Source organism: Lentzea sp. NPDC102401, assembly GCF_044765805.1.
GTDB classification, from domain to species: Bacteria; Actinomycetota; Actinomycetes; order Mycobacteriales; family Pseudonocardiaceae; genus Lentzea; species Lentzea sokolovensis.
On the sequence record NZ_JBIWKS010000020.1, the window covers coordinates 19,339 to 38,040 of the forward strand.

20 protein-coding genes are annotated in these 18,702 nt (G+C 68.9%); 15 read left to right on the forward strand and 5 right to left on the reverse strand.

The annotated features are described in order from the left end of the window. Positions 1-18: 18 nt before the first annotated feature. The 5 genes from ACIRG5_RS44230 to ACIRG5_RS44250 all read left to right on the forward strand — a co-directional run bounded on the left by ACIRG5_RS44230 (position 19) and on the right by ACIRG5_RS44250 (position 4,870). Positions 19-468 (forward strand): universal stress protein, encoded by a 450-nt coding sequence (locus tag ACIRG5_RS44230; RefSeq protein WP_402916734.1) that lies wholly within the window; start codon positions 19-21, stop codon positions 466-468. Then, entirely contained in the window at positions 465-860 is a 396-nt protein-coding gene (locus tag ACIRG5_RS44235) for an HPP family protein (RefSeq protein ID WP_402916736.1), read from the forward strand. Before ACIRG5_RS44230 ends, ACIRG5_RS44235 begins: the two co-directional genes overlap by 4 nt. Then, positions 841-3,366: a cation-translocating P-type ATPase gene (locus ACIRG5_RS44240; RefSeq protein ID WP_402916738.1), complete on the forward strand. Its 2,526-nt coding sequence runs from the start codon at positions 841-843 to the stop codon at positions 3,364-3,366. Before ACIRG5_RS44235 ends, ACIRG5_RS44240 begins: the two co-directional genes overlap by 20 nt. Further along, a complete protein-coding gene (gene ppk2, locus ACIRG5_RS44245; protein WP_402916740.1) occupies positions 3,366-4,157 on the forward strand; it encodes a polyphosphate kinase 2 in 792 nt (263 codons plus the stop codon). The genes ACIRG5_RS44240 and ppk2 overlap by 1 nt, the downstream gene beginning before the upstream one ends. Positions 4,158-4,291: 134 nt before the next feature. Next, the gene (locus tag ACIRG5_RS44250; RefSeq protein ID WP_402916742.1) at positions 4,292-4,870 is read left to right on the forward strand and encodes a hypothetical protein; all 579 of its coding nucleotides are present in this window, start codon (positions 4,292-4,294) and stop codon (positions 4,868-4,870) included. A gap of 294 nt (positions 4,871-5,164) precedes the next feature. On the opposite strand, the gene ACIRG5_RS44255 is transcribed toward ACIRG5_RS44250, so the two are convergent. The 3 genes from ACIRG5_RS44255 to ACIRG5_RS44265 form a co-directional block, all read right to left on the reverse strand. Further along, positions 5,165-5,716 (reverse strand): hypothetical protein, encoded by a 552-nt coding sequence (locus ACIRG5_RS44255; protein ID WP_402916743.1) that lies wholly within the window; start codon positions 5,714-5,716, stop codon positions 5,165-5,167. 187 nt (positions 5,717-5,903) lie between these two features. After that, positions 5,904-6,593: a flavodoxin domain-containing protein gene (locus ACIRG5_RS44260; protein WP_402916745.1), complete on the reverse strand. Its 690-nt coding sequence runs from the start codon at positions 6,591-6,593 to the stop codon at positions 5,904-5,906. Between the two features lie 325 nt (positions 6,594-6,918). Beyond that, on the reverse strand, positions 6,919-7,914 hold the full coding sequence (locus ACIRG5_RS44265; protein ID WP_402916747.1) for an Acg family FMN-binding oxidoreductase: 996 nt from the start codon (positions 7,912-7,914) through the stop codon (positions 6,919-6,921). 163 nt (positions 7,915-8,077) lie between these two features. Here ACIRG5_RS44265 and ACIRG5_RS44270 point away from each other — a divergent pair, with 163 nt between their 5' ends. The 7 genes from ACIRG5_RS44270 (at position 8,078) to ACIRG5_RS44300 (ending at position 12,574) form a co-directional block, all read left to right on the forward strand. Beyond that, positions 8,078-8,764, forward strand: coding sequence for a CBS domain-containing protein (locus ACIRG5_RS44270; protein ID WP_402916749.1), 687 nt, complete (start codon positions 8,078-8,080; stop codon positions 8,762-8,764). An 8-nt stretch (positions 8,765-8,772) separates the two neighbouring features. Next, on the forward strand, positions 8,773-9,393 hold the full coding sequence (locus ACIRG5_RS44275) for a CBS domain-containing protein (protein WP_402916751.1): 621 nt from the start codon (positions 8,773-8,775) through the stop codon (positions 9,391-9,393). 68 nt (positions 9,394-9,461) lie between these two features. After that, entirely contained in the window at positions 9,462-9,638 is a 177-nt protein-coding gene (locus ACIRG5_RS44280; protein ID WP_402916753.1) for a hypothetical protein, read from the forward strand. A gap of 3 nt (positions 9,639-9,641) precedes the next feature. Then, complete coding sequence (locus ACIRG5_RS44285) at positions 9,642-9,974, forward strand: ArsR/SmtB family transcription factor (RefSeq protein WP_402916755.1); 333 nt, start codon at positions 9,642-9,644, stop codon at positions 9,972-9,974. Between the two features lie 102 nt (positions 9,975-10,076). Continuing rightward, complete coding sequence (locus ACIRG5_RS44290; protein WP_402916757.1) at positions 10,077-10,409, forward strand: SulP family inorganic anion transporter; 333 nt, start codon at positions 10,077-10,079, stop codon at positions 10,407-10,409. Between the two features lie 26 nt (positions 10,410-10,435). Further along, positions 10,436-10,633 (forward strand): hypothetical protein, encoded by a 198-nt coding sequence (locus ACIRG5_RS44295; RefSeq protein ID WP_402916891.1) that lies wholly within the window; start codon positions 10,436-10,438, stop codon positions 10,631-10,633. Between the two features lie 414 nt (positions 10,634-11,047). Further along, positions 11,048-12,574, forward strand: a complete 1,527-nt coding sequence (locus ACIRG5_RS44300) for a non-reducing end alpha-L-arabinofuranosidase family hydrolase (protein ID WP_402916759.1) — start codon at positions 11,048-11,050, stop codon at positions 12,572-12,574. Positions 12,575-12,654: 80 nt separating this feature from the next. On the opposite strand, the gene ACIRG5_RS44305 is transcribed toward ACIRG5_RS44300, so the two are convergent. Further along, positions 12,655-13,785 carry a serine hydrolase domain-containing protein gene (locus ACIRG5_RS44305; RefSeq protein ID WP_402916761.1) on the reverse strand — a complete coding sequence of 377 codons (1,131 nt, stop codon included), beginning with the start codon at positions 13,783-13,785 and terminating at the stop codon, positions 12,655-12,657. A gap of 215 nt (positions 13,786-14,000) precedes the next feature. On the opposite strand from ACIRG5_RS44305, the gene chvE reads away from it, so the two are divergent. After that, positions 14,001-15,095, forward strand: coding sequence for a multiple monosaccharide ABC transporter substrate-binding protein (gene chvE, locus ACIRG5_RS44310; protein WP_402916763.1), 1,095 nt, complete (start codon positions 14,001-14,003; stop codon positions 15,093-15,095). A 63-nt stretch (positions 15,096-15,158) separates the two neighbouring features. On the opposite strand, the gene ACIRG5_RS44315 is transcribed toward chvE, so the two are convergent. Next, positions 15,159-16,316: a mandelate racemase/muconate lactonizing enzyme family protein gene (locus tag ACIRG5_RS44315; protein ID WP_402916765.1), complete on the reverse strand. Its 1,158-nt coding sequence runs from the start codon at positions 16,314-16,316 to the stop codon at positions 15,159-15,161. 74 nt (positions 16,317-16,390) lie between these two features. On the opposite strand from ACIRG5_RS44315, the gene ACIRG5_RS44320 reads away from it, so the two are divergent. Together ACIRG5_RS44320 and ACIRG5_RS44325 are read left to right on the forward strand one after the other, a co-directional pair. After that, the gene (locus tag ACIRG5_RS44320) at positions 16,391-17,134 is read left to right on the forward strand and encodes an FCD domain-containing protein (protein ID WP_319979329.1); all 744 of its coding nucleotides are present in this window, start codon (positions 16,391-16,393) and stop codon (positions 17,132-17,134) included. A 142-nt stretch (positions 17,135-17,276) separates the two neighbouring features. After that, positions 17,277-18,701 (forward strand): ABC transporter substrate-binding protein, encoded by a 1,425-nt coding sequence (locus ACIRG5_RS44325; RefSeq protein ID WP_402916768.1) that lies wholly within the window; start codon positions 17,277-17,279, stop codon positions 18,699-18,701. The last annotated feature ends 1 nt before the right edge of the window (position 18,702 follow it).

Here is an 18,702-nt window from a genome sequence, read left to right on the forward strand (position 1 = left end):
GAACCAGAGGAGAAGGCCATGAGCACCAAGCCGATCGTGGTGGGCATCGACGGAACGCCCGCGTCGGACCGGGCGCTGGAGTGGGCACTGGACGAGGCGGTCGTGCGCAAGTGCCCGCTGCACGTCGTCCACGCCTGGACGTTCGAGGCGCTCGCCAACTGGACGGAGACGACGGAACAGCAGGTGCGGGCCGAGTCGGCGGCCGTGCTCGAGAAGGCGGTGCGGAAGGCGTCGGAGCAGCGCCAGGACCTGCCCGAGATCGTCCGCATGAGCCTGCGCGGCGACGCGGCCGCGACGCTCGAGAAGACCTCGGAGGGCGCCGCGATGCTGGTCGTCGCCTCGCACACCGGGCGCCGGGTCCGTCAGATCGTCCTCGGCTCGACGAGCATGCACGTCGTGCGGCACGCGCACGCGCCGATCGTCGTCATCCCCGTGAACGACCATGAGCTCGCGGAGAGCACGCGATGAAGGCCGTCGACGCGATGGTCCGTCCCCTCGTCACGGTCGGACCGCGTGACTTCGCCCGCCACGCCGAAGGGCTGATGGACGACTTCGGCCTGACGATGCTGCCCGTCGTCGACGGGAACACGTTCGTCGCCGTGGTGACCAAAGCCGGTTGCCGCCGCGGCGAGGGCGGCTCGCCCAAGGTCGAGCAGGTCATGGCGCAGCCCGCGCTGACGGTCGGGGCGGGGTTCGACGTGGCGACGCTCTTCGAGGCGATGACCCGCTACGAGGTGCTCTGCGTGCCGGTGCTCGACGACGGCAGGGTCATCGGCATGGTCACCCGGCTCGACGTGCTGCGGGCCATGAGCCACGACGACCCGCACCTGCGAGTGGGCCATGCCGCTGAGCACGGCTGATCGCGAGGACGTCGTCCACCACGGACTACCGGTGGCCGAGGTCGTCCTGATGACGGAGACCGACGAGGCCGCCGGACTCACCACCACCCAGTGGCGGGACCGGCTGGCCGCGCACGGGCCGAACGAGCTGGCCGCCGTGCGCGGCCAGAGCTGGGTGGTGCGGCTGCTCGGACAGCTGCACCACCCGCTCATCTACGTGCTGCTGGTGGCCGCGGGCATCACCGCGGCGCTGGGCGAGGTCGTGGACGCCTCCGTGGTGTTCGCCGTCGTCGTGGTCAACGCCGTCATCGGGTTCATCCAGGAGGCGCGTGCCGAACGGGCCCTGGACGCCCTGACGGCGATGGTGTGCACCGAGGTGACCGTCGTGCGCGACGGTCTCACCGCACGCGTGCCGTCTGCGGAGCTCGTGCCCGGTGACCTGGTCGTGCTGGAGGCGGGCGACCAGGTCGGCGCGGATCTGCGGCTCGTCACCACGAAGGAGCTGCGCGTCGACGAGTCGGCGCTGACCGGGGAGTCCCTGCCGGTGGCGAAGAGTCCGGTGGAGTTGCCCGCGGACACCGCGCTGGCCGACCGGACCAACATGGCCTACTCCGGCACGCTCGTGACCGCCGGGGGAGGGCGCGGTGTCGTGGTCGCGACCGCCGCGGGCACCGAGATCGGCCGCGTGCACCGGCTGGTCAGCTCGACCACCACCGTGCAGACCCCGCTGACCCGCAAACTCACGCGCTTCAGCCAGATCCTGACCGTGGTGATCCTCGGCCTCGCGGCGTTCAGCGTCGTGGTCGGCGTGCTGCGCGGCGAACCGCTCGCGGAGATGGTCACCGCGGCCGTCGCGCTCGCCGTGGGCGCGATCCCGGAAGGCCTGCCCGCCGCGGTCACCGTGACGCTGGCCATCGGAGTGGCGCGGATGGCGAAGCGCAACGCGATCATCCGCAGGTTGCCCGCCGTCGAGACGTTGGGCAGCACCACGGTGATCTGCACGGACAAGACGGGAACGCTGACCGCCAACGCGATGACGGTCGACACGGTCGTCGCGGGAGGGACACAGCACGACCTGTCCGGCATCGGGTACGAGCCGACCGGGGCCATCACGCCTGAAGTCACGCCTGCACTGCGTGAGTGCCTGCTGGCGGGCCTCGCGTGCAACGACGCCCGGATCGTCGAGGACGGTGGACGCTGGCTCCCGATCGGTGATCCGACCGAGGCCGCGCTCGTCGTGGCGGCGCGCAAAGCCGGGCTCGCGGAGAGCGACGTACCCGAGCGGGTGGACGTGTTGCCGTTCAACTCGGAACGGATGTTCATGGCGACCCGGCACGCCAACGACGTGGTCTACGTCAAGGGCGCGGTCGAACGGATCCTCGCCCTCGCCGGGCAGGACAGGTGCGTCGAAGCCGAACAACTGGCTGCCGCCGGCCTGCGGGTCCTGGCCGTCGGACGCGCGGCAGGCGTGGAGCTGTCGGAGGAAGGCTTGCGGGGCAACGTGGTCCTGCTGGGCCTGGTCGCGATGCACGACCCGGCGCGGCCCGAGGCGATCGAGGCCGTGCGCGCCTGCCAGGCCGCCGGCATCGAGGTCAGGATGATCACCGGCGACCACCCGGCCACCGCTCGTGCCATCGCGGACGAGTTCGGCATCACCGACGTGCGCGCCCGCGTCGCACCCGAGGAGAAGCTGAGGCTGGTCAAGGAGATCCAGGCCGGCGGTGACGTCGTCGCGATGACCGGCGACGGCGTGAACGACGCGCCCGCGTTGCGTCGTGCGGACATCGGCGTGGCGATGGGCAAGGGCGGCACCGAGGTCGCCAAACAGGCCGCCGACATGGTGCTGACCGACGACAACTTCGCCTCGATCCGCGCCGCCGTCGAGGAAGGCCGCGCGGTCTTCGACAACCTGCGCAAGTTCATCATCTGGACGCTGCCCACCAACATGGCCGAGGGCCTGGTCATCCTGACGGCGATCCTGCTCGGCACGGCACTGCCGATCCTGCCGGTGCAGATCCTGTGGATCAACATGACCACCGCGGTCGCGTTGGGACTGACGCTCGCCTTCGAACCGCGTGAGGCCGACGTGATGAGCCGCCCACCCCTGCCGCCGTCGCTCCCGTTGCTGACCCGGCAACTCGTCGGCCGCATCGTGTTCGTCTCGGCGATCCTGCTCGCGTGCTCGTTCGGCGCGTTCCGCTGGCAGCTCGCGTCGGGTGCCACGCTGGAGGTCGCGCGGACGGTGGCGGTGAACGTCTTCGTCGGCGCCCAGATCGCCTACCTGGTCAACTGCCGCTCGCTGGAGAAGTGGCGGCCGGCCACCGGACCGAACCGGTGGCTGTGGGTGGGGATCGCGCTGACCGCGGGCCTGCAGCTGCTGCTCACGTACGTGCCGTTCATGAACGACCTGTTCCACACCGAACCGCTCGGGTGGCAGCCCTGGCTGGTGGTCTTCATGCTGAGTGCGGCGGCGTACGTCGTCGTGGAGCTGGAGAAGTGGCGGCAGCGCCACGGGAAAGGCAGTTGATGGCCAAGCTGGGGCGCGAGGCGTACGAGCAGGAGCTGCTGCGGCTGCAGACCGAGCTGGTGAAACTTCAGGAGTGGGTGAAGGCCACCGGCGCCCGGCTCGTGGTGGCGTTCGAAGGCCGGGACGCGGCGGGCAAGGGCTCGGCGATCAAACGGATCACCGAGCACCTCAACCCGCGCGTCGCCCGCATCGTGGCCCTGCCCGCACCCAGCGAACGCGAACGCACCCAGTGGTACTTCCAGCGCTACACGGCACATCTGCCGGCGGCGGGCGAGATCGTGCTGCTGGACCGCAGCTGGTACAACCGCGCCGGCGTCGAGCGCGTGATGGGCTACTGCACGCCGGAGGAGCACAGGCTGTTCCTCCGGCAGTGCCCGCAGTTCGAACGGATGCTCGTCGAGGACGGCGTCCTGCTGCGCAAGTACTGGTTCTCGGTCAGCGACGCCGAACAGGAACGCCGCTTCCGCAAGCGCCTCGACGATCCCCTGAAGCGCTGGAAGCTGTCGCCGATGGACCTCGAGTCGTTGACGCGCTGGGAGGACTACTCCCGCGCCAAGGACGAGATGATGGTGCACACCGACACCACCGAATCACCCTGGTACGCGGTCGAGGGCGACGACAAGCGACGGGCGCGGATCAACATGATCGCCCACCTGCTCGGCACGATCGACTACCACGAGGTCACCGCGCCGAAGATCAAGCTGCCCGCGCGGCCACCGTCCAGCGGCTACCAGCGCACGGCCCGCGCCCTGCAACGAGAAGTGCCGGATCACGCCGCCGATCTCGTCTGAACGTCGTAGAGGAAGCCCCGCGCCGAGACTCTCGTTTCTTCGAGACCAGGGGCTCATCGGTGACGAGACCAAGGTCCCTGGGGTCCGCCGCCCGCACCCGGAAGTCTCGGGGGTGGAGGTGGACCATGACCGCGATGTCCCGACTTGTCCGCCGGGCTTTCCCCGGACGCAACCCGCTCGCCTCGTTCGGCGACCGGATCGAGGGTGCGGTGCTCGCACTGGGGGTCGTGGTCGCGCTGCTGATGGTCCCCGTAGCCGGGGCGATCGGCTCGGAGATCTACGCGACGCACGTGTCGCGCGTCGAGGCCGAGCAGAAGAGCCGGATCCAGGTGGACGCCGTGCTCGTGGAGGACGCGCCGTCGATGGACGGTGCCGCCGACAGCGAAGCGCTGGTCGAGACGACCGAGGCGGTCGCGACCTGGCGCATGCCCGACGGCCTCGAGCGGAAGGACGTCGTCCGCGCGCCCTACGGCGCCGAGGCAGGCACGACCCTGCGAGTCTGGGTCGATCTGAGCGGTGAGCCGGCCGAGCCTCCCATGACGAACCAGGGAGCCGCGTTCAACGCGATCTTCAGCGCGGTGCTGCTGTGGGGTCTGGTCACGGGTGCCATGGCGCTGCTGTTCGGACTGGTGAGGTTCGCGTGCATGCGGGTTCGGCTGCGCTGGTGGCAGCTCGAATGGGAGCTGACCGCGCCGGACTGGACCGGGCGCTGAGGCGGGTCGTCGTTCCTGGTGGACGTTCCAGCGTTGTTGCCGCCGGTGTGGACGGCTCGGCGGGGGTGCGGAACCACGCCTTGCCTGCGCGGAACCATAGTTGCCTGCCTCCGTGGCCGTGAACAAGATCGCTCCTGCTCTCGACTTCCAGATCTGCCTCTCGGTCCCGTCGCCATCGCGTCGCCGTCCTGCTCGAGGCTCGTCGTGGACCGGACGTTGAGGCGGGTGACCCTTCCTGTCGGACGCTCGAACGAGAGAGGGCGCCGCGGCGCCCTCTCTCAGCTCTTTCGTTGTTCACCGCAGCCAAGGGTTCGCCTTAACCACCGGCAGGTCGCTCCACCAGCGCGCCAGGCCCCACGTGACGCCGGACGCGGTGGCCGCGAGGGCGATCAGCACGAGGGCGTAGACGACGTGGTAGTCGATGAGCGGGTTGGTCGACATCGTCGCCTCACCGGTAGAGGTGTGCTGTGCCGGCGGCCATTCGGCGGCCCACATGAGCGCCATCATCAGCGCACCGCTGACGGCGGCGATCCGCATGCCGATGCCGAGCACCAGCGCCACACCGACCGCGAGCAGACCGGCCATGAACAGCAGGTCGGCCCACCAGGCTCCGGCGATGTCGTGGAACAGCGACTCGAACGGCCCGACGGCGACCCGGCTGAGGAAGCCCTTCGTGGGCGAGCCTCCCGAGAACCACGCGTTCTTGGGCTGGGTGGCGTAGCCGAGACCGAACGCCTTGTCGACGAACGCCCAGAGGAACAGCAACCCGGTCACGATGCGCAGCACCGCGAGGGGCACGGCACCCGCTTCGGTTCGGGTGCGGGCAGGAGCGTGAACAGCGGACATCTTTACCTCCCAGGAAGTTCTTCTGGTTCGAGTCTGGTCAGGAACGCCGCCGGTGAACGCAGACCTTGGTCCCGATCCAGTCGGGACGTGCCGCGGCGGTGCCGAAGACGTGCTGGCTCACTTCCTCCGGAGACCGGACCCCCGGTTCGTCGCCGACGGCGTGAACGTCCCGATCACCTGCGGGACTTCAGGAACGGGCGGCCACGAAGAGAGCCGCGACCGCGACCGCGCCCAGGGTGGCGATCAGCCGGTTCACGTCGACCGCGGGCACCCACCGGACGTCGCCTCCGTTGATCACGTAGGCCCCGGTCGGTTTCGCGGAGATCTCGAACCCTCCGCCCTCGCCCTCCTGGCCCTTCTCGTCCCGGCCTGAGCCACCACCGGTGCCGCCCGAGATGGACGCGGCGGCGATCGTGTACGCCCAGCGCTCGATCTCGTCCCAGTCCCGGAAGTCGCCCGCCATCGGGCCCTGCGCCATCTTCTTGGCGATGAAGCCGGTCGCGGTCTCCGGCGTGAGCCTGCCGCCGAAGGTGATGGGTTCGTCCGCGCCGATGCGGGCGGCGAGCTCGCGCACCTTGCGCGGCGCTCGCTGCGGGGTGAGATCGGTGCCGAGCGGGCCGCTGTGGAAGAGCCACAACGGGCGGGCGTGCAGGAGCTTCTCGTTGCGGGTCAACAGCTTCACCGCTTCCCGCCGCCACCGGCCCGCGTACAGCGCGCTGCCGAGCACGACCGCCTTGTAGGGCTCGACGGAGCCGACGTCCGCGGCGTCCAGCACGACGACTTCGTGCGACGCCGAGCGGATCCGTGCGGCGATCGCTTCGGCGATTTCCTTGGTAGCACCCGTCTTGGTCGCGTAGGCGACGAGGATCTCGGTCATGCCACCACCGTCGTTGCGTTGATCAGGGGTGGACAGAGCCCTTGTGCTCAGTGGCGACGGGACGCCGGTTTCTCGTGGCAGAGGTGGATTCCTCCAGATCGGAGGACGCCGAAGGGGCGGCGACGCGGTTCGGTTCGATCGTGACAATCTGCGTCTGCGCGCCGCCGCCGTTCTCCAGCCTCCTCAAGGGTTTCCCCGCGCGACAGGGCCTTCCGCCCCTGTGCGGCGGTGCATTCCGGTTCTGGCGCCAACGGGCCCGCTGCGACAACAACCGCCGTTCGGCCGATCCGATCGTCGTCCTCGCCGAAGTCACGGATGCGGGTGGTCAGGTCCGCTCCTGGTCGCGGATGAGGTCGACGACGGGACGGCGGGGCGTCGCGGGCAGCGGATCGGAGTTGAACGCGGCCCAGCCGACGCGGATCACCAGCTGCGGGCAGGAAGCGCCGTCGAGGACCTCGTCGCGCACCAGTTCCCTGGTCTCCACGACCTCCAGCGGCTGGCTGAGCGGACAGGTCGCCAGTCCCGCGGCGGTGGCTTCCAGCAGCACCGCGCTGGTCGCCTCCCCGGCCCGCAGCCGCGACAGGTCGTCGTCGGACGACGTGCTCAGCACGAGCAGCGTTCCCGCGTCCTCGCCGAGCAGGCTGGGACCGCCCTGCGGCAACGATCCCGGGGCGAACTCTCGCATCCGGAGGTCGCCGTACTGGTGGGAGCCCGCGGGGATGTTCGCGGCGGGGACACCCGCCGACGCACCGGGATACACGCCGCTCCACTGCCGGATCTCGGCCTGGTACGCCGGGTCGGCCTCCTGGATGCAGGCCGCCTTGGCGATGGCGATCAGGAGTTCGTCGTACGCCTTGCCGGTGACGACGTGGGCGTCCACCCCTTCGGCGCGGGCGTTGCGCACGAGTTGCTGGAGGATCTCGTCGGGAGCGGGCCAGGAGGAGAAGGCGCGCCGGTCGCTGCGCCTGCGCGGAATCGCGGCGGCGAGAGCGACGTGCGACTCCCTCGGTTCGAACGGCTGGAACTCGATCGCCGCGAGGTGGTCGGGCTGGGCCGGGTTGGGCAGCCGGTGGACCTTCGTGCGCCAGCCGAGCGCCGCGAGCCCGACCCGCAGGTGGTGCAACGCGGCCCCGCAGCTGACGACCAGGTCGGCGCCCAGCGGATCTGTCGCGGGCAGGCCGCGCGTGCGGTCGGCGTACAGGTGCAGGCTGTGCGCACCGGTTTCCCAGCGCCACGGCTGGGAGTTGTGCACGGACGGCGCTCGTCCGGCCAGCGCCACCGCCGCTCGTACCGTCGTCTCGTCGGGCTGACCGCGGTCCATCCCGCTCACCTCCACGTCGAAGTCCTGCTGTGAAGCTCGCAGCAGGAGCGGCCGCCGGAGAGGGGACTACGTCCCGGCCTGGCCGGGCCCTTGGCAGGTGTCTGGTCGCTGCGCCACCGACCAGGCTTGGTCACACACGAACCGAGGATCGCCGGAGGGTGTCATGCGTGAACCGACAGTCGCCTCGCTGATGACACGTGAGGTGATCACCGCGGACGTCGAGTGCCCGTTCAAGGACCTCGTGCGGCTGCTGGAGGACAACAGGATCAGTGCGGTCGCGGTGCTCGACGGCGGCTGTCCGGTCGGCGTCGTGTCGGAGGCCGACCTGATGCCCAAGGAGGAGTTCCGCGGCGGCACCGAAGACGCGCCCGGTCTGTTCGCGGGCCGCACGACGAAGCACCGCTGGGAGCAGGCGAGCGGGGTGACCGCCCGCGACGTGATGACGTCGCCGGTGAAGAGCATCGCGCCGGACCTCGCCGCGAGCGCTGCCGCCCGCGAACTGGCGGTCGCCGGCGTGCGCAGGCTCTTCGTACTGGACTCCGATGGCGCGCTCGTCGGCGTGCTGTCCCGCCGCGACCTGCTGAAACTCTTCCTGCGTGAGGACGACGAGCTGCGCACGACGATCCGCGACGAGATCTTCGGCCGGATGCTGTGGGTGGACCCCGATTCCCTCTACGTCGCGGTGACCGACGGCGTGGTGACGGTGCAGGGGAAGTTGGAGCGGCAGAGCGAGGCCGAGATCGCTGAACACCTGATCCGCGCTCTGCCGGGCGTGGTGGACGTGCACAACAACCTGCGGCCCGAGTGGGACGACACCGCACACACCCACCAGACCGAGATCTTCGGCTGAGGAGCGCCATGAGGACTCGAGACGTGATGACGACGGACGTAGTGGTCGTCGAGCAGGACACACCAGCGCGTGACGCGGCCCGGCTGATCGCCGAACGCGGCTTCACCGCCCTGCCCGTGGTCGACGCCCTGGGAGCGTTGGTCGGCATGGTCAGCGAGGCCGTTCTGCTGCGAGATCGCCTGCCTCAGGATCCGAGGGGACTGGTGCACGGCGAACCCGTCGAAGCCAGGCAGGCACCCGCGGACGTGGTCGCCCAGGTGATGACGAAGTCCCCGGCGACCGTGAGCCCGAACACCGACCTGGCCGAGGTCGCAGGCCTGATGCTCGATCACGGTGTGCGCAGCGTGCCGGTCGTCCACGAGGGCCGCCTCGTCGGCATCGTGACCCGCCGCGACATGCTCCGCTCCATCACCCGTGCGGACTGGGTCGTCGAGGCCGAGATCCACCACCGGCTCGGCATGGTCGGTGGCGCGCAACGGTGGCAGGTCGCGGTGACCGGCGGCAAGGTGTCCATCGTGGACAAGGGCAACAGCGCCACCGAACGGCACGTGGTCGACGTGCTGGTCCGCGCGGTCGCGGGCGTGACCGACGTCGAGTTCACCACCGAACCCGTGCGCGCGGGAAACTGACCGTTCGTGTTGACGAAGTTGTAGAGTTTCGACTTGAAGAATTCTTCAAGTCGACAGGTCGTGGTCCCGTGAACGAGTTCGTGGACAGCCTGCTCATCCGCGTCGAGCAGGCGGAACGGGCAGTGCGGCAAGCGGTGGAGCAGCAGGACGAGTACGCGGCGGACGTGCACGCCGCGGATCTTGCCAACCTGCGGCGACTGGCGGCTGAGCACGGGGTGTCGGTCGGCACGCCCGACGAGGGCTGAGCGGTGCCGGTTCCGCTGTACCAGGCGAAGGCCGAGTTCTTCCGGATGCTCGGCCACCCGGTGCGCATCCGCGTGCTGGAGTTGTTGCAGGACGGCCCGAAAGCGGTGCGCGACCTGCTGGCCGAGATCGAGGTCGAGCCGTCCAACCTCTCCGCGCAGCTGGCCGTGCTGCGCAGGTCCGGCATCGTGACGGCGACCCGCGAAGGGTCGACGGTGGTGTACGCGCTCGCGGGCGCGGACGTGGCCGATCTGATGAAAGCCGCCAGAAGGATCCTCACCGAGTTGCTGGCCGGGCGGAACGAGTTGCTCGCACAGTTGCGCGAGGACTCCGCGTGAGAGCGTTCCTGCCGCGAAGACGGACTGGTCGGCAGCGACACCGAGAGGTGTCGTCGCAGGCCTGACGGTCGCGGTCGTGGCGTTACCACTGTCATCACACCGATGTTCGGTGGCGTGCCCGCGACCGCGGCCATCGCCAGGACCGCGGTCAACGTCCGGTCGGGTGCGACCTCGCGACTGGCGGCCCTGGTCCACGCCGCGACACTCGCCGCCATCATGCTGGTCGCGGCCTCCGCGGTCGGACGGATCCCGCTGGCCGTGCTGGCCGGCGTGCTGCTCGCCACCGCGGTGCGGATGGTCGAGGTCGGTTCGGTCCGGGTCCTGATGCGCGCGAACCGCTCCGACGCGGTGGTGCTCGCCCTCACCGCGATCGCGACACTGGCGCTCGACCTCGTCACCGCCGTGATCGTCGGCCTCGTCGTGGCGGGGTGGTGATCCTGCGGATGTCCCGTGTGTCCACAATGGATGGCAGCGGGGTGCTGGTCCTGCGCGACGCCGTCGAGAGACTGGAGCACAGGGGCGTCACCGTGCTGCTCTCCGGCGTGCGCGACGGGCACCGCCACCAGCTGGAGACCCACGGCGTGCGCACGTTCGCCAGCACACCCGAGGCCATCGAGCACGCGCGAGACCTCTTGCGCCGCAACGGCACGCTGCCGTGACGGAGGGCCCCCGGGAGAACGAGCGCCGGTGGGTTCGCGGTGGACTGCGCAGCGCGATCGACCTCACCTCGACGGCGTTGCTCGCGTTCACTCTCGCCGCCTGGGCCTGAGGGCGTTCAAGAATGGGGAAGTGGATTCTTCATTCGGATCCGCAGGACAGTTCTCTGCGAATGAGTGCGCTAACAGACATTCGACGACCTGTTCGCTTCCCCAGTCGAATGCATTCGACACTTCTTGACCGGACGGAGATCGTCCTCCACAGTTTGATGGACGCGACCGGTATCCGCAGCAATGGCACCTCTGTGACGTAATCAGCGTTCGTTCAGAAAACGCGATGGGCCACTCGGCGCAAGTGGTCGATCGAACGGTGCCCCGGTCGGGTTCTCCTTCACCTCAACGAAGAGGAGCACGCTCATGGCCGGATCAGGCCATCACCCGCCCACCTCCGTCTCCCGCGCCGGCCGACGTCGAGTGGCCGGCGTCACCGCCGTCGTGGCCGTCCTGCTCGGCGGTCTCGTGGCGGCTTTCAGCGCGACACCCGTGTCGGCGGCGACCGTCGACACCTCCGCCTGGTACGTGCTGGTCAACCGCAACAGCGGCAAGGCTTTGGACGTCTACAACCTCGCCACGAACGACGGCGCGCGCATCACCCAGTGGGCCCGCAACGACGGCAACCAGCAGCAGTGGCAGTTCACCGACTCCGGCGGCGGCTACTACCGGCTGAAGTCCCGGCTGTCGGGCAAGGTCCTCGACGTCTACAACTTCTCGACCGCGGACGGCGGCAGCATCGTCCAGTGGGCCGACGGCAACGGCACCAACCAGCAGTTCCGCCTCGCCGACTCCGACAGCGGCTACGTGCGACTGATCAACCGCAACAGCAACAAGAGCGTCGAGGTCCAGGGCGGCTCGACCGCCGACGGCGCGAACGTCGTCCAGTACAGCGACTGGAACGGCACCAACCAGCAGTGGCAGCTCGTCCGCGTCGGTGGCGGCACGGGCCCCACCACCACGACGACCACCCCGCCGGGCGGCAGCTGCCAGCTCCCGTCGAGCTACCGCTGGTCGTCGACCGGCTCGCTCGCGAACCCGAAGCAGGGATGGGTGTCGCTCAAGGACTTCACGCACGTCATGTACAACGGCAAGCACCTGGTCTACGCCACGACGCACGACACGGGAACGACCTGGGGCTCGATGAACTTCGGGACGTTCACGAACTGGTCGGACATGGCCTCGGCGAGTCAGAACGGGATGAGCGCGGGCACGGTCGCCCCCACGTTGTTCTACTTCGCACCGAAGAACATCTGGGTGCTCACCTACCAGTGGGGCCCGACCGCGTTCAGCTACCGGACGTCGAACGACCCCACCAACGCGAACGGGTGGTCGTCGGCGCAGACCCTGTTCACCGGAAGCATTCCCAACTCCGGCACCGGCCCCATCGACCAGACGCTCATCGGCGACGACACGAACATGTACCTGTTCTTCGCCGGTGACAACGGCAAGATCTACCGGGCCACCATGCCGATCGGGAACTTCCCCGGCAGCTTCGGCTCGTCCTGGACGCAGATCATGAGCGACACTACGGCGAACCTGTTCGAGGGCGTCGAGGTCTACAAGGTCCAGGGCCAGAACCAGTACCTGATGATCGTCGAGGCGATGGGGAACAACGGGCGCTACTTCCGCTCGTTCACGTCCAGCAGCCTCAACGGTTCCTGGACGCCGCAGGCCGCCACCGAGAGCAACCCGTTCGCCGGCAAGGCCAACAGCGGCGCCACCTGGACCAACGACATCAGCCACGGCGACCTCATCCGCTCCAACCCGGACCAGACCAAGACCATCGACCCCTGCAACCTCCAGCTCCTCTACCAGGGTCGCAACCCCAACTCCGGCGGTGACTACGGCCTCCTGCCGTACCGGCCGGGCGTGCTGACGCTGCAACGCTGAGCGTCTGACCCAGGTCGTTCCAGCGAGGCCGGCTCTCCTCACCTCACCGGGTGGGGGAGCCGGCCTTCGTGGATCCTGAGTCAGGCGAGCGCGTCGTACACGGCGGAAACGTAGGCCTCGCTGCGGTCCGAGCCGATGATGCCGGGCGCCATGCGGTTCATCGCGTACGAGATGGTGAGCCGGCGTTCGAGATCCATGATGATCATCGATCCGCCCCACCCGCCCCAGAAGCAGATCCTCCCGGCGGGGATCCAGGACAGCGTCTCCTCCTTCGGCAACGCGAAGCCCGTTCCCCAGCGGATCGGGATGCCGAGCACCAGGTCCACGCCGTCGGCCTGGTCCTCGAAGATCAGATCCAGCGTCGCCTCGCCGAGGTAGCGGGTGCCGTCGACGCTGCCGCCCCTGGCGATCACGGACAGGAGCCGGGCGACCGAACGGGCGTTGCCGTGACCGTTCAGCGCGCCGATCTCGGCTCTGCGCCAGTCGGCGGTGTTGGCCGCGCCGGCACTCACGACGGGACCGGCGAACGTCCGGGCCGCGATGCTGCCGGGCTCTGGCAACCGCGACGGCGGAGGCGGCGGGACGATCTCGGCGACTCGCGGCCAGTCCACTTCGGCCGCGCCCAGGTGGAAGTCCGCCGCGAGCGGACCGCTCAGCTCGTTCGCGACGAACTCGCGCAACGTGCTGCCGGTGACCCGCCGGACGAGTTCGCCGAGGAGATGGCCGTAGGTGGCCGCGTGGTAACCCGACGCGGTGCCTGGTTCCCACCACGGTTCCTGGCCGGCGAAGAGCGCCGTCGAGTCCGCCGGGTCGTAGAGGTCGGTCAGCTTCACCGGTGGCTCGAGTCCGGAAAGGCCGGAGGTGTGCGACAGGAGATGGCGGACCTCGATGGCGTCCTTGCCGCGGGCGGCGAACTCGGGCCAGTACCGGGCGACCGGGGCGTGTGCGTCCAGCTGTCCGCGATCGATCAGCATCAGGGTCGCGAGGCTGGTGACGGTTTTGGTCGTGGACCAGACGTTGACGATCGTGTCCCGTTCCCAGCCGGCGGTGCGGGCGGCATCGCGGTAGCCGCCCCAGATGTCCACAACGGACTCACCGTCGATGTCCACGACGAGCGAAGCGCCGAGCTCTTCACCGGTGGCGAGGTTGTTCTCGAACGCGGCGCGAACGGCATCGAAGCGACCGTCGTGCGTGCCGGAGGAGAGAGTCATGCCGTCACGTTAGAACCTGACGCCAGTGTCAGGTGCAAGGAGTGATTCGAGATGCGAATCGCTGAGCTGACAACGTCTTCGTGTCTTCGCTTGATTCGGCCAAGTTCGCTTGTTAACGTCCACATCCGCTTGTGGCGCGGGTCACACCGAAGCCGCCTTTTCGGCCTGCCTCGAACCGTGGCGACCGTCAACGTTGATCCACGCGAGGAGCCGGAATGGTATTCCCGAGGTTCGCTGTGCTGGCAGTCGCGCTGCTGGCGGCGGCATGCGGCGGACCAGCGGCCGGTGATCAGCCCAAACCCGGTGACGGTGCGCTCGTGGGCGTCACGATGCCGACGACCAAGTCGGAGCGCTGGATCAGCGACGGCGAGAACATCAAGCGCGACCTGGAGTCGCGCGGGCACCGGGTCGACCTCCAGTACGCCGAGAACGACGTGCCCACCCAGGTGAAGCAGATCGAGGACCAGATCGCCAAGGGCGCGAAGCTCCTGATCATCGCGTCGGTGGACGGTTCGGCGCTGACCAAGCCGCTCGACACGGCCGCGAACGCCAGGATTCCGGTGATCGCCTACGACCGGCTCCTGCGCGGGAGCCCGAACGTCGACTTCTACGCGACGTTCGAGAACTTCCGGGTCGGCGTCTACCAGGCCGAGTCGCTGCTGACCGGGCTGGGCCTGCGCAACCCCGACGCCAGCCCCGGCCCCGCGGAGGGGCCGTTCAACATCGAGCTGTTCGCCGGCTCGGCGGACGACAACAACGCGGCGTTCTTCTTCAACGGTGCCATGTCCGTGCTCAAGCCGTACCTCGACAACGGCAAGCTGGTGGTGCGCAGCGGTCAGACGGAGTTCCAGGCCGTCACGACCCTCCGGTGGGACGGCGAGACCGCCCGCAAGCGCATGGAGGAGATCCTGGGCACGACGTACCGCCGAGCCAAGGTGAACGGCGTGCTCTCGCCCTACGACGGCATCTCCCTCGGCATCCTCACCGCGCTGACGAACGGCGGCTACGGCCCCGAGTTCCCGATCGTGACCGGCCAGGACGCCGAGCTCGGTTCGGTGAAGTCCATTCTCGCCGGCCAGCAGTACTCGACGATCTACAAGGACACCCGCGAACTGGCGAAGGCCACGGCGTCGATGGCCGAGGCCGTGCTGAAGGACCGCACGCCGCCGCAGCTGAACAACCTCAACGACTACGACAACGGCGTCAAGGTCGTCCCGGCCTTCCTGCTGAACCCGGTGAGCGTCGACAAGGCCAACTACCACAAGGTTCTCGTGGAGTCCGGATACTACACCGACGACCAGCTCCGGTAGCCGCGTGAGCGTGGCGGTGACGTCACCGCCACGCTCACGTGTCGATCAGGGATTCCGGCTCCGCTACTCGAAGATCCCGTAGCCCGCGACGGCGTGTGCCCGCACACCGTCCATGTCGAGCTCCACGCCGATGCCGGGGGTGTCGGGCAGCGTGATGTAGCCGTCCTTCACGATCGAGCCGCTCCCGTCGGGGGCGTGGACGTAGCCGTCCCACACCGCGCGCTCGTCGAGGGCGTGCCATTCCTGGACGAAGAAGTTGGGGATGGCTCCGCAGAGGTGCGACGTGGCCATCGTGCCCAGGGGCGTCGACACCAGGTGCGGTGCGAACGGGATGTAGTGCATCTCCGCGAGGTTGGCGATCTTCTTGGCTTCGGCGAGGCCGCCGCACTTCGGCACGTCCGGTTCGATGACGTCCACGGCGCCGCGTTCGAGCAGGTCGCGGAATCCCCACCGCAGGTAGAGGTTCTCGCCCGCGCAGATCGGCGTGCGGGTCTGCGCGCGCACCCGCGCCAGCGCGTCGACGTTCTCCGCCGGCAGCGGCTCTTCGAGCCACATCAGGCGGAACGGCTCGAGCTCCCACGAGATCCGGCAGGCGCTCGGCACGTCGTAGCGGGCGTGCAGGTCGATGGCCAGGTCGACGTCCGGTCCGATCGCCTCCCGCACGGCCGCCACGCGCTCGACCATCGACCGCAGCTCGGCGGCGTTGATCGTGTGGTTGAAGGCGTCGAACTTGGCGGGGTGGCCGAGGTTGTCGATGTCGAACTTGATGGCGGTGAAGCCTTCGGCGACCATCCGCTGGGCCCGGTCGACGCACCCGGCGATCGAGCCCGCGGGGTCGTCGCCGTCGCCGCAGTCGGCGTAGAGGCGGATCCGGTCGCGGAACTTCCCGCCGAGCATCCGGTAGACCGGCTGGCCCGCGGCCTTGCCCGCGAGGTCCCACAGCGCGAGCTCGATCCCGGACAGGGCGATCACGAACACCCCGCCCTGGGGACCGGCGAAGACCTTGTTGCGGCGCAGTTTTTCCCAGCACCGCTCGACGTTGCGCGGGTCCTCGCCGATCAGGAGTGGCGCCAGAAAATTGATCATTCCGACGACGGCGCCCGCGCCGGCGTCGGGATTGGCCTCGCCGAACCCGCTGAGGCCCTCGTCGGTGTCGATCCGGACCAGTGTGGCCTGACCGTGGTAGTCGACCACCGCCGTCGTGACGTTGACGATCCGCATTGCTCTCCCGCCGCTGGGTCGTGCAGAGGAACAGACTCTGTCGCTGGGTCAAACTTGTCCTATAAGCTGATGACATGCAAAGGGGACAAGAGTCTTCGGACGCTGTCAAGGTCCGGACTCTGCCGGTGCAGGTGGCCGCACACCTGACCCGGCGCATCGTCAGCGGCGAGATCGAGGACGGGCGTGCTCCGTCGGAACTCGACATCTCCCGGGAGTTCGGGGTGTCCCGCGTGGTCGCGCGGGAGACGCTCAAGATCCTCGCCTCGCTCGACATCGTCGAGGTCGCGCAGGGTCGCCGCGTCGCCGTGCGTCCCCGCGCGGAGTGGGACTACCTGAGTCCGTTGCTGATCGAGTGGCTGCCCACCGAGATCGTCGGCGAGCTGCTGCAGGAGCTGCACCAGATGCGCGTGCTGCTCGAACCCGAACTCGCCGCGATGGCCGCGGCCAGCGTCACCGGCGAGACCCTGGAGCGGCTCAAGGACGAGCTCGACCGCATGTCGGCGCTCGAGGGGGATCCCAACGCCTACCTCGAGGTCGACCACGAGTTCCACATGGAGATCTGCCGGGCGGCCGACAACCGCATACTCGACCGGATCATGTACTCCGCCCGCTGGCTGGGCACGGCCAGCCGGCGCATCACCAACGAGGCGCCGGCCGCGCTGCGCAAGGCCACCGGCGACCACACGGAGATCTACGAGGCACTCGTGGCGCGCGACCCGGAAGGCGCCCGCGCGGCGATGCGCAAGCACCTGGCCAACAACTCCAACCTCCTCGCGGAGAAGGAGCAGCAGACCAAACGCGCTGCCCGACGGCGCTAGCGCACCGCACGAGAGTTCTTCCGCTTCACCGTTCTTCAGCACATGAACGACCCGGCAGCGCGGCCCACGCCTCGTTGTCCCGCCGGTTGCAACGTCGCCCCGTCGGTACGCGTCCGCTCGACCGGACGCGAGAGGAGTGGTCATGGAAGAGAAAACGGACTTATCGAGGCGCACCTTCCTCGGGGTGAGCGCGCTGGGCGTGCTCGGTCTCGCGGGGTGCGGGGGAGGCCCCGCGCCCGCGCCGCAGGTCGACGTCCAAGTGCCCCAGGCACTCCTCGACCAGGCGGGCCCGCTGCGCGGCGGGTCGGCGGGGATGCTCTCGCAGAAGCTGTACTCGGAGGCCGCCAACCAGGCGCTGGACAGGTCGCTGCAGGTGTTCGCCCAGGCCACCGGCACCACGGTCCGCAACGACCTGGTCTCCGGTGATGCCGGCGACATGGTCGCGAAGATGGACGCCGAGGTGAAGGCGGGCACCAGCCGCGACTTCGCCTTCGTGAGCGACCGGCGGTTCGTCGGCCAGCTCCACAACCTCGGCGCTCTCACCGACGTCACCGACGTGGTCGACGAGATGCGCAAGCTCTACGGCGAGCCCGCGACGGAGGCGACCAACTACTGCGTGTTCGACGGGCGCTGGTTCGCGATCCCCTACCACTTCATCGCCTCCGCGATGTACCTGCGCAAGGACTGGTACCAGGAGAAGGGTCTCGAGCTCAAACCCCACTACACGTGGGAAGAGCTGCGCGACAACGCTCTGGAGGTCTCCGACCCGGCGAAGAAGCGCTTCGGCTGGGGTCTCACGGTGAACCGCTCCGGCGACGCCAACGGCTTCATCGCGAACGTCATCAACACCTACGGCGGCGCCATCGCGGACAACACCGGCACGAAGGTGGTGTTCAACTCGCCGGAGACCGTCGCCGCCGTCACGTTCATCGGCGACATCTACACGAACCCGAAGTACACGCCGATGCTGCCGCCGGGCATCGGCAGCTGGACCGACTCGAGCAACAACGAGAACTGGCTGGCCCAGATCCTCGGGCTGACGCTCAACCAGTTCAGCGTCTACGCCGACTCGAAGACCAAGAACAACCCGGTGTACGCCAACACCCACCCGTTCAACGGCGCCACCGGACCGGCGATCGACAAGCCGCTCGCGTTCGGCGAGTCCAACTCGTTCGTCGTGTTCAAGGGGGCGAAGAACCCCGATCTCGCCAAGCTGGTGGCGAAGTACATGGTCAGCGGGACCGCGCTGCTCGGTGTCGCGAAGGGAGCACCGTGCCTGGTGAATCCCTCGTGGGACAAGGTGTGGGACTCCGACCCGTACTACACCACCGGTGATCCGGCCTTCCCGGCGTTGCGGGAGCAGACCCGCACGCCGCTCCCGGTGGCCACCAAAACGGGCTTCAAGTTCCCCCAGGCCCCGAGCCCCGGTGAACAGGCCGCCACCGCCGCCTACCTGCTCACCGACATGATGCAGTCGGTCATCCAGGGCGCCAAGCCGGCCGACGCCGTCGCCTCGACCCACACCCGCATCGTCCAGGTCTTCGAGCAGCAGGGCTACAAGCAGTGAC

Coding starts and splice junctions, on each gene's coding strand:
- ACIRG5_RS44230 (WP_402916734.1), top strand. CDS start 19: ATGAGCACCAAGCCGATCGTGGTGGGCATCGACGGAACGCCCGCGTCG.
- ACIRG5_RS44235 (WP_402916736.1), top strand. CDS start 465: ATGAAGGCCGTCGACGCGATGGTCCGTCCCCTCGTCACGGTCGGACCG.
- ACIRG5_RS44240 (WP_402916738.1), top strand. CDS start 841: ATGCCGCTGAGCACGGCTGATCGCGAGGACGTCGTCCACCACGGACTA.
- ppk2 (WP_402916740.1), top strand. CDS start 3,366: ATGGCCAAGCTGGGGCGCGAGGCGTACGAGCAGGAGCTGCTGCGGCTG.
- ACIRG5_RS44250 (WP_402916742.1), top strand. CDS start 4,292: ATGTCCCGACTTGTCCGCCGGGCTTTCCCCGGACGCAACCCGCTCGCC.
- ACIRG5_RS44255 (WP_402916743.1), bottom strand. CDS start 5,716: ATGTCCGCTGTTCACGCTCCTGCCCGCACCCGAACCGAAGCGGGTGCC.
- ACIRG5_RS44260 (WP_402916745.1), bottom strand. CDS start 6,593: ATGACCGAGATCCTCGTCGCCTACGCGACCAAGACGGGTGCTACCAAG.
- ACIRG5_RS44265 (WP_402916747.1), bottom strand. CDS start 7,914: ATGGACCGCGGTCAGCCCGACGAGACGACGGTACGAGCGGCGGTGGCG.
- ACIRG5_RS44270 (WP_402916749.1), top strand. CDS start 8,078: ATGCGTGAACCGACAGTCGCCTCGCTGATGACACGTGAGGTGATCACC.
- ACIRG5_RS44275 (WP_402916751.1), top strand. CDS start 8,773: ATGAGGACTCGAGACGTGATGACGACGGACGTAGTGGTCGTCGAGCAG.
- ACIRG5_RS44290 (WP_402916757.1), top strand. CDS start 10,077: ATGTTCGGTGGCGTGCCCGCGACCGCGGCCATCGCCAGGACCGCGGTC.
- ACIRG5_RS44295 (WP_402916891.1), top strand. CDS start 10,436: ATGGATGGCAGCGGGGTGCTGGTCCTGCGCGACGCCGTCGAGAGACTG.
- ACIRG5_RS44300 (WP_402916759.1), top strand. CDS start 11,048: ATGGCCGGATCAGGCCATCACCCGCCCACCTCCGTCTCCCGCGCCGGC.
- ACIRG5_RS44305 (WP_402916761.1), bottom strand. CDS start 13,785: ATGACTCTCTCCTCCGGCACGCACGACGGTCGCTTCGATGCCGTTCGC.
- chvE (WP_402916763.1), top strand. CDS start 14,001: ATGGTATTCCCGAGGTTCGCTGTGCTGGCAGTCGCGCTGCTGGCGGCG.
- ACIRG5_RS44315 (WP_402916765.1), bottom strand. CDS start 16,316: ATGCGGATCGTCAACGTCACGACGGCGGTGGTCGACTACCACGGTCAG.
- ACIRG5_RS44320 (WP_319979329.1), top strand. CDS start 16,391: ATGCAAAGGGGACAAGAGTCTTCGGACGCTGTCAAGGTCCGGACTCTG.
- ACIRG5_RS44325 (WP_402916768.1), top strand. CDS start 17,277: ATGGAAGAGAAAACGGACTTATCGAGGCGCACCTTCCTCGGGGTGAGC.